Source organism: Chitinophagales bacterium (genome assembly GCA_041392475.1).
GTDB lineage: Bacteria > Bacteroidota > Bacteroidia > Chitinophagales > UBA2359 > JAUHXA01.
Map to the genome: position 1 here is coordinate 1,367,990 of JAWKLZ010000002.1, position 15,624 is coordinate 1,383,613.

General features: G+C 42.1%; 5 protein-coding genes. 4 read left to right on the plus strand and 1 reads right to left on the minus strand.

Going from position 1 to position 15,624, the window contains the following annotated elements:
* Positions 1-93 precede the first annotated feature (93 nt).
* The 3 genes from R3E32_18855 (at position 94) to R3E32_18865 (ending at position 8,581) form a co-directional block, all read left to right on the plus strand.
* Entirely contained in the window at positions 94-918 is an 825-nt protein-coding gene (locus tag R3E32_18855; protein MEZ4886795.1) for a prohibitin family protein, read from the plus strand.
* Positions 919-1,406: 488 nt separating this feature from the next.
* Positions 1,407-2,138: a T9SS type A sorting domain-containing protein gene (locus R3E32_18860; GenBank protein ID MEZ4886796.1), complete on the plus strand. Its 732-nt coding sequence runs from the start codon at positions 1,407-1,409 to the stop codon at positions 2,136-2,138.
* Positions 2,139-2,212: 74 nt separating this feature from the next.
* Entirely contained in the window at positions 2,213-8,581 is a 6,369-nt protein-coding gene (locus R3E32_18865; protein MEZ4886797.1) for a fibronectin type III domain-containing protein, read from the plus strand.
* A gap of 269 nt (positions 8,582-8,850) precedes the next feature.
* Here the strand turns inward: R3E32_18865 and R3E32_18870 are convergent, their stop codons facing one another.
* The gene (locus R3E32_18870; GenBank protein MEZ4886798.1) at positions 8,851-11,784 is read right to left on the minus strand and encodes a tetratricopeptide repeat protein; all 2,934 of its coding nucleotides are present in this window, start codon (positions 11,782-11,784) and stop codon (positions 8,851-8,853) included.
* Between the two features lie 363 nt (positions 11,785-12,147).
* On the opposite strand from R3E32_18870, the gene R3E32_18875 reads away from it, so the two are divergent.
* Positions 12,148-15,519, plus strand: a complete 3,372-nt coding sequence (locus R3E32_18875; protein MEZ4886799.1) for a DUF4175 family protein — start codon at positions 12,148-12,150, stop codon at positions 15,517-15,519.
* Positions 15,520-15,624 lie beyond the last annotated feature (105 nt).

Below are 15,624 nucleotides of genomic sequence, written 5' to 3' on the forward strand. Positions count from 1 at the left end.
AGAAAGTTTAAAGTAAATAGCATTCTAACTTTAACTCAGATAAGCTATTTACAATCAACCTGCATTTTACATTCAAAATAAATAAACATTACTATGGATCCTCAAAAACAGTTTATAAAATACGCCATAATAGGGGTAATTGTATTCGTTATATTATTACTCTTTACAAATAGCACCTTCATCACCATCAAAGCAGGAGAAAAAGGCATCTTATTCAAAAAATTTGGTGGTGGATTGGACAATACCAAAGATGAAGTATATGGACAAGGTTTTCACGTCGTTGCGCCATGGAACGAAATGATTGTCTATGATGTACGTGAGAAAATCAAGGAAGAACAAATGGACGTACTTTCAAGTGATGGACTACCCATTGAAGTAGATGTTTCTGCTCGCTTTCACCCCGTTGGTGATAAAATTGGCTACCTACACAATGAAATTGGGAAAGAATATGAGAATATTGTCTTGAAAGATGTAGTGCGCTCGGCCGCTAGAGAAGTCATGGGAAAATATACCCCCGAAGAACTCTACTCTAACAAACGAGATGCTGTACGTGAAGAAATTGAAGAAATCGTTCGTACTCAACTGCAAAAAAAATACCTTCGATTGGAAGCAGTTAACATCCGTTCTATCAAACTCCCAAAGACCATCGAAGATGCTATTCAAACCAAATTAGTGCAGGAACAAGAAAAAGAACAATATCAATTTAGGTTAGAAAAAGAAACGAAGGAAGCAGAACGTCGTAAAATTGAAGCAACGGGTAAAGCCGAAGCCAACCGCATCATCAGCGAAAGTTTGACCGACAAAATCCTTCAAGAAAAAGGCATTGAAGCTACCCTTGAACTTGCAAATTCTCCCAACGCAAAAGTAGTTGTAGTAGGATCAGGCGATAGTGGATTACCATTAATTCTAGGGCATTAAACGATGCCCCCTCTACCAAAATACAGCAAAACACAAACAAACCCTCTGTTGGATTCTTAAAAATCCAACAGAGGGTTTTTGTTTTAAAACATACACAAATGCACTCGGAATAAAACACCCAAATGAGCATTACCCTGTGTGTAAAATAAATCTTCAATGAATGAAAAGACATTGCGAAAATTTTCATAATCAATAGTTTACTAAAAATAATGTGTTTACCTCGCTTCTTCCAATTGATTTTTTGATTGAGAAGCACACATATTAGAATTGTCACAAAAATGCAATAAAAAAGGAATGGTTTTTGTGTGTGTTCTTCAATATTACCATAAAGATAAAATTAACCCTCCTCTTTCACATACCCCTCCCAGATCTATTAATTGTGAAGTAATTTCCGTTGCTAATGCAACTCTATATACATACCCTACTCCTCAAATTACTTAATAATTAACGACTTACAACTCAATACCATGAATTTAAAACTATTACTCATGTTCTTATGTCTATTTGGGATTCAAATAACAAACGCCCAAATTATAGACATTCAAGAAGTTGCCCAACTGCAATGGTATGGCAATGACAATTTTCAGTTCAAAACCATTGAAGACCAAGATTTAGAGGTATCTATCAACAAATTTCCATGGGAATCCTTCACCCTTGACCTGGGCGAAATAGACATTTACCAATACCCCAAAGTCACCGTTGAATTATCTGCTAACCGTACCCTCCCTCTCCGAGTCGATTTGTACGACACTCAGCATGAATACCCTCTTACCCAAAACATCGAAGTAGCCGATGAACGAATGATACTTAGCTACGACTATAGCCAAAGTTTTGAGCAAACAATAGACAAAAACAACTCTTTGTATTTGCTATTTTATGCAGCACCAGGAGAAAAATTTGCAGGGAAAATCCAGATTCATTCAATTCGTTTTGAAGCATTAAGCACAGATATTGAAGCAGTGACACAAACCGTAGACGACTATGTGCTGCGTGCTTTCCCCAATCCCACCAAAGATATTTTCTTTGTTAATCTACCCTTGAAGCCACTTCAATACATCAACCTCTACAACACATCAGGACAAGTTGTATTTACCCAAGATATTTCCCAAAGTGCGGGAGATAGAATCAATATCGAGGTTGGTTTTTTCCCTGCGGGTAACTACATATTGCAGCTCGAAGGCGAAACTATCAGCTATACACAACAAGTAGCAATTGAATAAGGCTATGCCTGAAACCATTTTTTCCAAAAAAACCAAACCTTTTGTACACTTAATATTTTAGAAATCTAACCAACATGAAAGCTAAAACGCTACTCAACATAAAATTTTTCAGTGCCTTCCTAACCCCGCTACTTCAAAAAAAATACAACCTTCAAAAGTTTTCAAAACTTTTGAAGGTTACTATAATAATTACCTTTCTCATACAAGGAGGTCTTGTCTCTGCTCAAACCCTGATTCCACTCACCACCGACATGATTACCAATGAGTCAGGTGTAGGCAATGCCACTCAAATTGTGGACGAACAAGCCATTGCAGGAGATCCTGCCAACAATGCAGGTGGACAACCCTTTAGCACTTGGTACACAGGCTTTAATCCCAATACATATCCCGCAAGTACTTATATAGACTTGGGAGCCTTGTACGATTTGACCGATATTTACGTATTTGATCTAAACAGTAGTGGCAACCTCATCATAGAATACGGCAGCCCTGGCAGTTGGCTACCTTTGGCATCTTTCAACCTCAATAAATACCTCAAATGGCGTGGACAAAGTGTCAATGCCCAAACCCAATACGTGCGAATTACCCGTGAAAGTGCAGGTGCAATTTTTTCAGAAATCGTGATTTATGGAAGTATTCCCTTACCCCCAGCACCCATCCCTCAAAAATTGGTACTCGAACCCTCTATGATGACCAATGAAATGGCAATCGGCAATCCAGGTTTGTTGGTAGATGAACAAGCCATTGCAGGAGATCCCACCAACAATGCAGGAGGAAATCCAACAACTACTTGGTTCACCAACTGGAATCCCTCTTCTCACCCTGCAAACGCTTACATTGACTTAGGCGAATTGCACCAAATTAGCCAAGTTTATTTGCGAGATTACAACAACAGTGGGAATTTTGAAGTCGAATATGGCAGCCCCGGCAATTGGACGCTCTTACTAACAGACGATTTGAAAAAATTTGGCAAGTGGAAAGAACACAATGTAGATGTGCAAACCCAATACCTTAGATTTAGACGAACAACCGCAGGAGCCAATGTTAGTGAAGTTGTCTTATATGGTTATCCAGTTGAAAACGATATAGATGCCATTCCACCAGCCGCCGTTAGCAATCTAATTATTTCCGACATCACCGAAAACACCATCGCCCTTCAATGGACTGCCCCAGGCAATGATGGCAATACAGGAACGGCAAGCACCTACGATTTGCGGTACAGTCCAAACCCAATTGACAACAATAATTTTGATGCGGCAATTCCTATCACTACTTCACCCCCTTCTATCGCAGGTACAACCGAAACAGCAATGTTGGACAACTTACCTCCAAATACCACCTATTACTTTGCCCTCAAAAGCAGCGATGAAACAGGAAATACTTCTCCACTCTCCAATATTTTGGCGGCTACAACAGACGAAAGCACATTTATCCCCCTTCCTTCCTTCAAAATTCCTATCAACCCTTCAATGGTCATCAACGAATCGGGTTTGGGAGATGCAGGAAAATTGGCAGATGAACAAGAAACCTCTGGCGACCCTATCAATAATGCAGGAGGTACACCAAATAACTTGTGGTTTACGGGCTGGAATCCAGCCGACTATCCTGCTCATGCTTACGTGGATTTAGGTAAAGAATATGTATTGACTTCCATATTTTTATTTGACACCTACAATGCGGGCAATGTGACCATTTCTTACGGTAGCCCGAGCAATTGGATTCCACTTTTTACAGACCCTATGCCTACTTATCAAACATGGAACCAACACGATACACAGATTAAGACGCAATATTTGAGGGTTAGTCGCAGCAGCGGAGGATCGAATGTAGCAGAAATCGTATTGTATGGTTATGAGGAAAATCCTGAAGTTACAGCACCCGATGCCATTGCAGATTTAAGCACTTCACTGCCCACACCCTATTCACTTCAATTGAAGTGGACTGTTCCAAACAATGCAGGCGAAAGCGCACCTACGAGCTATGAACTACGGTACAGCACTGCCCCTATCAATGAAGCCAACTTTGAAGCGGCAACAGCTGCAAACAATTTACCAACACCTGCAAATGGTGGTGAAACCGAAACTTTTACCCTCAACAATCTTTTATCCAATACACTCTATTATTTTGCGATTAAAAGTGCCAACGAAGATAACTTGATTTCTGAGATCTCCAATATCGCAACAGGCACAACTTTGGATGTATTGACCAACAATCAATTCATCATTCCTGTGGACATCAATGAAGTGGTCAATGAATCGGGCTATGGTAATGCCCAACTTCTATTTGATGAAGCAGAATTGGCGGGTGACCCTGCCAACAACAACAGCGGAGGAGCAAATACCTTGTGGTATCCTGGTGCAGAACCCTTTCACCATCCTGCAAGTGCATACATAGATTTGAAACAGACCTTTTTAATTGATGCTATTTATTTATTTGACATCACAGGCACCGACGATTTCATTATCGAATATGGTACACCCGGAAACTGGCAAGAATTGACAACGGTTGTTTTAGACAAGTTGTTTACTTGGAAAAATATACAAACACATGTTGAAACCCGTTACCTCCGATTCACCAGAGCAGGCGTTAATTCCAATACCCGTGAAATCGTTTTGTATGGTTCGGCAGCAGGTTTAGACCCAGGTCCACCCGCCAATATAGTAGATTTATCGGTTATACCTTCCTCCACTTTTGCAACTTTACAGTGGACAGCACCAGGAGATGATGAAAATACAGGAACAGCAGCAGAGTACGACATTCGGTACAGCACTACCCCGATTACCTCCGAAAACTTTGAAGATGCTACACCAACAGAAGCACCAACTCCCGCCATGGCAGGAAGTAGTGAAAGTGTAGTTGTTTACAATTTGATGCAAAGCACTACCTATTATTTTGCAATGAAAACGACGGATGAAATGACTTATACCAGTAGTATTTCCAATGTTGTTTCCACGCTTACCACTACCGATACAGACGAAACACCTCCTGCTGCAATTATTGATTTGACAGCAACCAATATCACTGCCACTTCTGCAACTCTTCAATGGACAAGTGTAGGTGATGACAATCACACTGGAACAGCACGTATTTACGACATACGCATGAGTCTGGAAAACATCACTCCAAACACCTTTTTTCGTGCGATAACCATTGAAGGAGAGCCTATTCCAATAGAGAATGGTTTAATACAATCCATGACGGTCAATCAGTTGCCGCCCAATACTACCATTTGTTTTGCGATGAAAACATGGGATGAAGTACCGAATATTTCGGATATATCCAATGTGATTTGCATTGATACAGAAGACCTCGAAACAGAAAGTAAAATACCGCTTTTTCCTTCAATGATCACAAACGAAACCAAATACGGCGATGCCAGTAATTTGGTAGATGAGCAAGCTCTGTCAGGTGAACCTGCAACAAGTCCCGGGGGAAGTCCTGCAACGACTTGGACTACACCGTTTAACAACGATGTACCCTATCCAATTCACGCTTATATTGATTTGGGCGAACCTTATATTGTCACCAAACTATTTTTGAGGGATGTCGGCGGACAAGCCCCGATGACTGTTTGGTATGGTTATTCTGGCCATTGGACAGAATTGTTTACCGACAATCTTTCAGGCTTTTTTTCTTGGAATCAACACAATGTGTTTGTCAATACCCGTTACCTTCGAATCAGCAAATCCGACCCAAGTGCAAATGTAAATGAACTGATAGCTTATGGTTATCCAGTCGATTTGACCAATATAGATACAACTCCACCTGCTGCAATCACCGATTTGACTGCAACTGCTGACGGTGCAAATGCAGTAGATGTGACTTGGACATCGGTAGGAGATGATGAAAATACAGGAAATTCTAAAGTATATAACCTTAGATACAGCCCAAAACCCATCACACCCAAAAACTTTTATGAGGCAAAAGAATGGGAGGCAATGCCTGCTCCTGCAATAGCTGGTACACAGCAAACTGCTCACATTGAAGGACTTTGGGCCGCAACTACCTATTATTTTGCGATTCAGTCCTTAGACGAAAACCACAATATTTCGGACCTTTCCAACATCGTTACTGCAAAAACAGATGAAATCATTGGAGGAAACATTCGCAGAATCGGTTTATCTCCCGATATGATTCTAAACGAATCGGCCTTGGGCGATGCTCGGTTTTTGGTGGATGAACAAGTAGAGGCAGGAGAACCCATTGAAGAAGAAACGGGTAGTCCACAATTGTTTTGGACAGCAGGAGTCAATCCGTGGTTTTACCCTGTGTATGCCTACATTGACTTGGGGGCAGAACACGAATTATCTCAAATATTCTTGTACGACGATTATGCCGAAACGACGACGGGTTCTATTTCTATTGAAGTAGGAACTCCCTTCAATTGGACACCTTTGCTGACCGATGATTTGGAAGGAGAAAACGTTTGGAGTGAGCACGATTTGACCACAGGCACGCCTGTAACAACCCGATACATCAGGGTCAAACTCCACAATTCACAAACCCGCATGTCAGAAATTGTCCTCTACGGAACGGCCACCGAAGCCATTGAAGTAGATGAAACCGTTGAAACACCTCACGCTTTTGCAGCAATGGACGACTTGATGGGGTTGAATGCTTTTATCAACGATCCATTGGGGAGAATGCAAGCAACGAGTACAGTGCGAGAATACCATCAATGGCGTTGGGATGAAGGGAATCTGGACAATACTTACCCTGGCTACCCTGCCAATGAAAACGCCTTCAATCCGAGCTATGTCTCAAACTGGAATTTTGACCGTTTTTATGAAAATATCCAAAATATGGGCTTGCTCAATACGCCTTCTGTGACAGGTAGCGCACATTGGCTAAACCCACCTTTCAACGAAATATTGACCCGTCCACATGATGTAGGCGATGATTCCGAAGATCCATTTTCATACATCGAACATGCAGATCATATGTATCAGTATGTAGCCAGATATGGCAACAATGCGGTAAATGATGGATTGTTGAAGTTAAAGGCGGACCAACCTGTGGTAAGCGGCTTGGGAACGATTCAATATTTTGAGCATTGGAACGAACCTGATGCATTTTGGAAGGACGAAAATGTGTATTTCACTCCTTATGACTATGCGGCAATGAGCAGCGCAGACTACGACGGACATCAAAGCGCAATGGGTACAACCGTAGGTGTAAAAAATGCCGATCCAAGCGCAAAAATGCCAATGGCGGGGATTACAAGTTTGAATTTGGACTATGTGAAGGCCATCAAATTGTGGGCGGATGAATACCGAGGCGGTTCTGTTCCTTTTGATGTAATCAATTTGCACCACTACTGCAACGATGCTGGCAAACAGCACGCCAATTCAACTACAGGCGTTTCACCAGAGGAGGATAGATTGAAGGAAAGATTGGAGGAGTTTGTTACTTACCGAAACAAGTATATGCCTGGCAAGGAAATTTGGCTGAGTGAATTTGGCTACGATACCAACCCTACTTCCGCTCAACGTGCGCCTCAAATTGCGGGCTACTCGAATGAGGAGGTACAGGGTCAATGGTTGGTGCGCTCGTATTTGGCGATTGCAGCGGCGGGCATTGACAAAGCGCAAATGTTTATGCTTAGAGATGTGAATGCTGCCGACAATACGATTTTCCAAAGTTCGGGTCTAACCCAAAGTCCTGCCAATCAGTGGGCTGCAAAACCTTCATGGTACTACGTTTATACCATGAAAAACCGATTGACGGGCATGACCTTCGATAGTGAGGTGACTTCTGGAAATCCCAATGTGCTAATTTACAAATTTACACATCCTGACGGCGATGCTGCTTATGTAGTTTGGTCACCTACTGCGGATGGCACAATAGTGGAGGACTACGATTTATCTTTGGCAGGTGGTGAGAATCAAGCGGTTTTGGTGGAAATGGCGGAAGGGGATAGAGATGGTACGGAAACGGCCTTGACCATCAATAGCGGCAATGTGAGCGTTGATGTAAGCGAGCGTCCTGTTTTTGTGTTGGTGAACGATGGCGTTGGAGCGATTCCAAAACGCTATACTTTGGAGGAACAAATTGCTTTGACTCCTTCAATGGTGACGATTGAAACGGGTGTGGGACAGTCTGAAAGATTGGTGGACGAACAGGCATTAGTCGGGAACCCCGACCTCGGTAGCACGACTGCTCCAACGACTATTTGGATTTCAAACGGCTCGGTTTCTTCGGCTTACATTGACCTCGGTGCAGAATACGACTTGACCAAAATTTACCTCTACGATTCGGTCAATACTGGTGATTGTACGATTTCGATTGGTGAGCCTGGCAATTGGACTCCGCTGTTTGTGGATGACCTTCGCTACAATGGTATTTGGAATGCGCATGTGGTGAATGTGACGAGCCGATATGTGCGGGTGACGATGGATACGGCGACTTCTTTTATTGGAGAGGTAGCGATTTATGCGAAATAGGGAAGTGAGAAGCAAGACCGCTTCGCTGTAAGAAGTGGGATTTTTGAGATTTGAATGAATTTGGAATACCCAAATTGAAGTGTAGGCTTTGGTTTGGGTATTTTTTTGATGGTGAGAAAACTCCACAATGAAAGTGAAAACTTTGCCAACAATTTCCAATTTTGGCAACAGTTGAACGGGTTCCTGCAACATCGCTTAACTGTTGGCAAGGTTTCCAACCGTTGCCAAAGTTTTCGCTATCAAAATTCGCCGACATTTGAACGAACAACCTACTTCATCAAATCCTCTGGATTCAATCCCATTTGCTGCATTTGAGCAAACATCTTAGCATATTGAAGATTCTCTCCAATGGTCTGGGTATTCGGATGTTCTTCTCCCAACAAACGGGCATACAAATCATAGGCATCTTGCAACAAGGGAATTGCCTTCTCATATTCATTGGTAGAGAAATAGACCATTCCTAAATTCGATTGGCTCACGGCAACGTTCGGATGGTCTTTTCCAAAGTTCTTTATCGCCGAAGCTAAAGCGATTTCCAATAAACCCGCTGCTTCAGCATACCTGCCCAAATTCAGATACACAGTCGCCAAATTCGATTGACTCCCGGCAACGGTCGGATGGTCCTTGCCAAAGTTCTTTAGATTCGAAGCTAAAGCGATTTCCAATAAACCCGCTGCTTCCGCATACCTGCCCAAATGCAGATACACAGTCGCCAAATTCGATTGGCTCACGGCAACGTTCGGATGGTCCTTGCCAAAGTTCTTTATCGCCGAAGCTAAAGCGATTTCCAATAAACTCGCTGCTTCAGCATACCTGCCCAAATCGTTATATACATTCGCCAAATTCGATTGGCTCACGGCAACGGTCGGATGGTCCTTGCCAAAGTTCTTTAGATTCGAAGCTAAAGCGATTTCCAATAAACCCGCTGCTTCCGCATACCTGCCCAAATGCAGATACACATTCGCCAAATTCGATTGGCTCACGGCAACGGTCGGATGGTCCTTGCCAAAGTTCTTTATATCCGAATCTAAAGCGATTTGCAATAAGTTCGCTGCTTCGGCATACCTCCCCAAATCTCCATAGACAGTCGCCAAATTCGATTGTTTGTTAGCAACTTCTGGATGATTATTACGAAAGTTCTTTAAATCCGATGCTAAAGCAGTTTCCAATAAATTCGCTGCTTCAACATACCTCCCCAAATCTCCATACACATTCGCCAAATTCGATTGGCGAACAGCAACCCTAGGATGGTCCTTGCCAAAGTTCTTTATATCCGAGACTAAAGCGATTTCCAATAAGTTTGCTGCTTCGGGATACTTACCCAAATTCAGATACACATTTGCCAAATTTGATTGACGAACGGCAACCCTAGAATGGTCCTTGCCAAAGTTCTTTAAATCCGAAACTAAGGCGATTTCCAGTAAGTTCGCTGCTTCGGGGTACCTACCCAAATTCAGATACACACTCGCCAAATTCGATTGACGAACAGCAACTATAGGATGATCTGTATCGTAGCAATAAAGGGCTATTTCCAAAGCTCTTTCATTGAAGTAGGCTGCTACTTGATATTGTCCATATTCATCTTCTAAATTCCCAATATTTCCCAAAAGCATTATCAAACTTTCATGGCTTTGATGGAAAAACAAATCACTCAACCGCTCCGCCAAAAAGGTGTATTTGTTTTTTTCTATCAATTGGTGTTCGGGATTGAGCTTGTCGTAATGAATGAGATGGGTAACCCTCTGAATGTATTTTGCTGCAAAATCTACCTCAACCGCCAATTTTTCTACACCAACTTCTGCAATCAAGGGATGGATTTTGTATTGAATCCCTTTTTGTTCGGGGTTTTCTTTTTCCTTCGAAAAATCCTTTTTTTCGAGCCACGCTCTTTCCACCAAACTCTCCAAATCGTTGTACAAATCCTCCGATTGCAGCCCCATCACTTCAAAAAAACTGTCCAAAAATTTTTCTCCAAAAAAAGTGGCAGTCGGCAGCAGCACAAAGGCTCGAAGGAGTTCTTTTGCAGTAGGAGCTAGGTGCGAAATCTTTCTGAAAATGAACCAAATATAATCGGCGACTTTGGCTTGTTTGGGGCGGTTTTGCTCTGCATCCGCCCCTGCCCCTGCGTCTATCTTTCTTCTGTTGAGCTTCTTAGAGCGAATGTATTCTTTCTCAATCAAGTCTTCCAATTCCTCAAAAGGGATGGCAGATTTTTGAGCAGATTTGGCGACCAATTCTATGAGTAGGGTGTGGAAGGCCAAATTTGTCAGTAGGCTTTCTATTTGTTGGTCGGTGGCGGCGACATCGGGATGGTGCTGACGAAAGAGGGCAATCGCTTGTTGGGGAGGCAGGGTTTCGACTTCGACGGTCTGCCAGTTATCGGGTCGGGTGCGGGAAGTGATAAGGATGTGGCAGTTGTGGCTGCGTTCAAATAGTTGTCGGTGTTTAAGGAGGTCTTGCAGTTGGTTGGCATTGTCTATCACTAAGAGCGTTTTGTCCAAGTCGTTGAGCCGCTTGAAGACCATTTGAAAGGCTTGTTCGGGGGCTTTGGCTTGGAGTAGTTCGTTGATTTCTTGGGTAATGCCGAGGCTGTCGAGTAGGGGCAGGTTGGAGGTGAAGGTGTCGGCTATGCTGTAAAGAATGGGATTGTCCTTGTTGCTGCTTTGGACGGTCAGCCATGCAAAATGTTGGTAGTCTTGCAGGTGTTGGGCGATGTATTTGGTGGCGACTGCGGTTTTGCCAATGCCGCCCATCCCATTGACGAGGGTAGTGGGTTTGTGGTTTTGCAGAAAAATGTGCGTTTTTTGCAGTTCGTTGTCTCGACCGATGATGTTTTCGGCTTCGGTCGGGATGTTGTTGGTGAGTAGGCGGGGGATTGCTTTTTTTTCTCCATTGAAGTAGTAGTTCACTACATCGCCTATGTACATGTTGCCGCTGACGGTGATTTGACTGTTGACAATGGCATTTTTGATTTCGTTTTGAAAGCTCGTAGGGCTGAGTTCTTGGATGTCCAAGATTTTTTCTCCCAAGACAAAGGTTTGTTTATTGAGTTCTTGGAGTAGGTTTCGGAGTTCGTTGAGGTCTTTGCGGAGGGTTCTGTGTTCACCGTCTATTTGGAGGGTAATGTGGCTGTGGCTGACTCCTTGAAGAACGATGTTGTGGTCGCCTTTGATGTGGGACTTGTTTTTGTTATTGTTTTGCATGTGGATTGGCTTGGATGTGTAGGTATGATAACAAATATAGCAAACACTTTCTTCTACTTTTTACATAGAAGGTATTTTTTTTGAAGTAGTCCTTGCCAACAATGTCCAATTTTGGCAACAGTTGAACGCATTACCTTCTTAACCGCTTCGACTATTGGAAGGGTATAAAACTGCTACTAAAGTTTCTACAATCAAGTGTTAAAATTCACCCCAAAAGAAACAACGAAAGACCTTAAAACGTTAATGGGAGGCAAAATAATGTTAAATAATAAACACTTACCTTTGTAGGGAATGTTTTTTTTGCATAAAAGACTAAAATATAGTATTTTCCATCCTTCCGAAAAAAGACAGGAGTCCACAAATATGAGCAAAATATCCGCAAATTATCAATTGTTAATCGCCAAATTAGACGAATTTATACGCAAGTATTATGTCAATCGTTTGATTAAAGGCACTCTATACAGTATTGGCTTGATACTCATTGCAGTATTGGCAATGACTTTATTGGAGTCTCGGTTTTACTTTCCGACCACTGTTCGAGGAGGTTTCTTTTTTGGTTTCATCGCTTTGAGTGCTTTTGTGTTGATTAATTGGATCATCATTCCCTTGATGCAGTTTTTTAGATTGGGAAAAGTGATTTCTCACGAACAAGCAGCCAACATCATTGGCACGCACTTTACAGATGTCAAAGATAAGTTAATCAATATTTTACAACTTAGACATCAAGCGAACCAGCTATCCGATGCTTCGTTGATTGAGGCGAGTATTGACCAAAAAATTGAAGACATTAGACCTGTTCCTTTTGCAGGAGCAGTCGACTTGAGTAAAAACAAGCAGTATGTAAAGTATGCACTCGTGCCGTTTTTGATATTCATGGTCTTGTTGTTCGGTGCGCCTAATTTACTGACAACGAGTGCTAATAGAATTATTGACTACAAAACCCACTACGATCCTGCTGCACCTTTCTATTTTGAGGTGGTAACAGATAACTTGCAGACCGTTCAACATGAAGATTTTACAGTAGAAGTAAAAGTGGTGAAAGGTTCAGCATTGCCCAATGAGGTATTTATCCACTACAACAATTTTCCCTACAAACTCAAAAAGAAAAGTCCTACGGAGTTTTACTATAAGTTCAACAAACTTCAAAAAGATGTAGATTTCTTCTTGGAGGCCGCTGGTTTTGCATCCCAAGAATACAGCATCAAGGTGATTCCAAAACCTACTATGTTGAGTTTTGATGCAGTGTTGGACTATCCTGCTTACACAGGCAAAGAGGATGAAGTATTGCGAAATTCGGGTGATATGGTGATTCCTATGGGAACGAAGGTGACTTGGCGTTTTGAAGCAGAAAGTACAGATAAGGTAGAAATGGCTTTTGGTAAATCTGGTGAACGGATTGAAGCGACTCGCAAAGGTGAAAGTTTGTTTAGCTACAACAAAGGATTCCGCAGCAATTCGGGCTATTCGGTTTTCTTGTCCAATGAACAATTGCCCAATGCAGATTCGATTAGCTACAATGTTTCGGTGATTCCCGATGTGCATCCTACTATTTCGGCGGAGCAAATGCAAGACAGTACGAATGACAAACACCTCTACTTTTTGGGGGAATCAACGGATGATTATGGTATCAAAAGCATCAACTTCAAATACAAAATCGAGTCGAAAGACAAAAAAGGGAAATTGATAGCAGGTTCATCTGACTATCAATCTTTTCCGATGAGTGTTGGAGAAAATAAACGAGCTACTACCTTCAATCATTTTTGGGATTTGGAGAGCATGGGTTTGAAACCTGGTGATAAGTTGACCTACTACTTTGAAGTGTGGGACAACGATGCTGTAAATGGTAGCAAATCGGCACAAACGAGTATGAGAATCTTCGAAATGCCTACTATCAAGGAATTGGATGAAATAGCAGACAAGAAGAACGATGAGATGAAGGATGATTTGAAGGATGTGATGAAGGATGCCCAAGAATTGAAGAAGGACGCAAAGGAGATGCAAGAGAAATTGGTGCAGAAAAAAGAGTTGAGTTGGGAAGACAAGGAGAACATTGAAGAAATGCTGGAAAAGCACAAGAATTTGGAGGAAAAAATCCAAAAAACACAGAAAAACTTCAATGAGAACTTGGAGCAACAAAAGGAGTTCAAACAGTTCAACGAAAATATCCAAGAAAAACAGGAGAAGCTGCAAGAGTTGTTTGAAGAGGTGATGACCGATGAATTGAAGGAATTGATGGAAAAATTGGAGTCGCTTTTGGAGGAGTTGAACAAGGAGGAATTGATGGAAGAGTTGGAAGATATGGAGATGACCGACGAGCAACTTGAAAATGAATTGGATAGGTTGATGGAATTGTTCAAGCAATTGGAATTTGAACAAAAAATGAACGAAACCATCGAAAAGCTGCAAGAGTTGGGCGAGGAACAAGAACAAGAAGGCGAGGAAACAGAAGATAAAAAAGAAGGAGAAAGCCTTGAAGAACAAAAACAAGACCAAGAGGAACTCAACGAAAAATTTGAGGACATCAAGAAGGACATGGAGGAACTGCAAAAGATGAATGAAGAGTTGGAAAAACCTTCCGAAGACCTGCAAGAACAGACAAAAGAGGAGCAGGAAGATATTTCGCAAGAGCAGCAAGAAAGTGGCGAGAAGATGGAACAAGGCGAGCAAAAAGATGCTGGTGAGAAGCAAAAGAATGCGGGTAAAAAGATGCAGGAAATGGCGCAAAAAATGCAGATGATGCAGATGGAAATGCAAATGAAACAGGCGGGTGAAGATATGCAAGCGATTCGCCAATTGCTCGAAAACTTGATTGACCTTTCTCATGATCAGGAAAATCTGATGGACGACATTGCTTCCTCTACCATCAATACACCTCAATATGTCAGCCTTTTGCAGAATCAATACAAATTGAAGGATGATGCTGAAATCATTCAAGATAGTTTGGTGGCATTGAGCAAAAGGGTCTTTCAGTTAGAGGCTTTTATCACCAAAGAGCTGGCAGATATTAACCGAAACCTCAACGATGCGATTGATGAATTGGAGGATCGGAAAGTGCCACGAGCGAACGCCCATCAACAATATGTGATGACTAGCACCAACAACCTTGCACTGATGCTGAGCGAAACGATGGAACAGATGCAGCAACAGATGGCACAACAAATGCAGGGCAATCAATCGTGTCAAAAACCTGGGCAAAAACCTGGTATGAAGGGCATGAGTGATATGCAAAAGCAACTAAATGACCGCATCAAAAAAGCGGAGGATGCTATGAAGCAAGGGAAAATGTCGGGTAAACAGATGAGCAAAGAAATGGCTCAAATGGCTGCAAAACAAGCTGCACTGCGTCAAGCCATGCAAGAAATGGCAAAAGAACAAAAAAATGATGCGGGGAAAAACGGTGATGGACTGGGTAAAAAATTGGAGGAATTGGCCCGTGAGATGGAGGAAACCGAAACCGATTTGGTCAACAAACGATTGACCTCCGAAATGATCAAACGCCAAAATGATATCATGACTCGCCTACTCGAAGCCGAAGACGCTATGCGACAAAGAGAACTCGACAAAAAGCGGGAGTCGAAAACGGCTCAAACAAAAGCGAGAAATGTGCCTCCAGCCATTGAAGAATACCTCAAACAACGACAGTCGGAAGTGGAACTCTACAAAACGGTTCCGCCTTCACTCAAACCCTATTATAAGTCGTTGGTAGAAAAATACTTCAATGCCATCAGCTTTTAAGGAAAATCAAAAAAAAAACGAGCAATAGTTAACTTTTGTTAAAACTTATTGCTCGTTTTTTCTGTTAATAAAAACCTCTTTTGAAAAACAAAACATCATAAACCT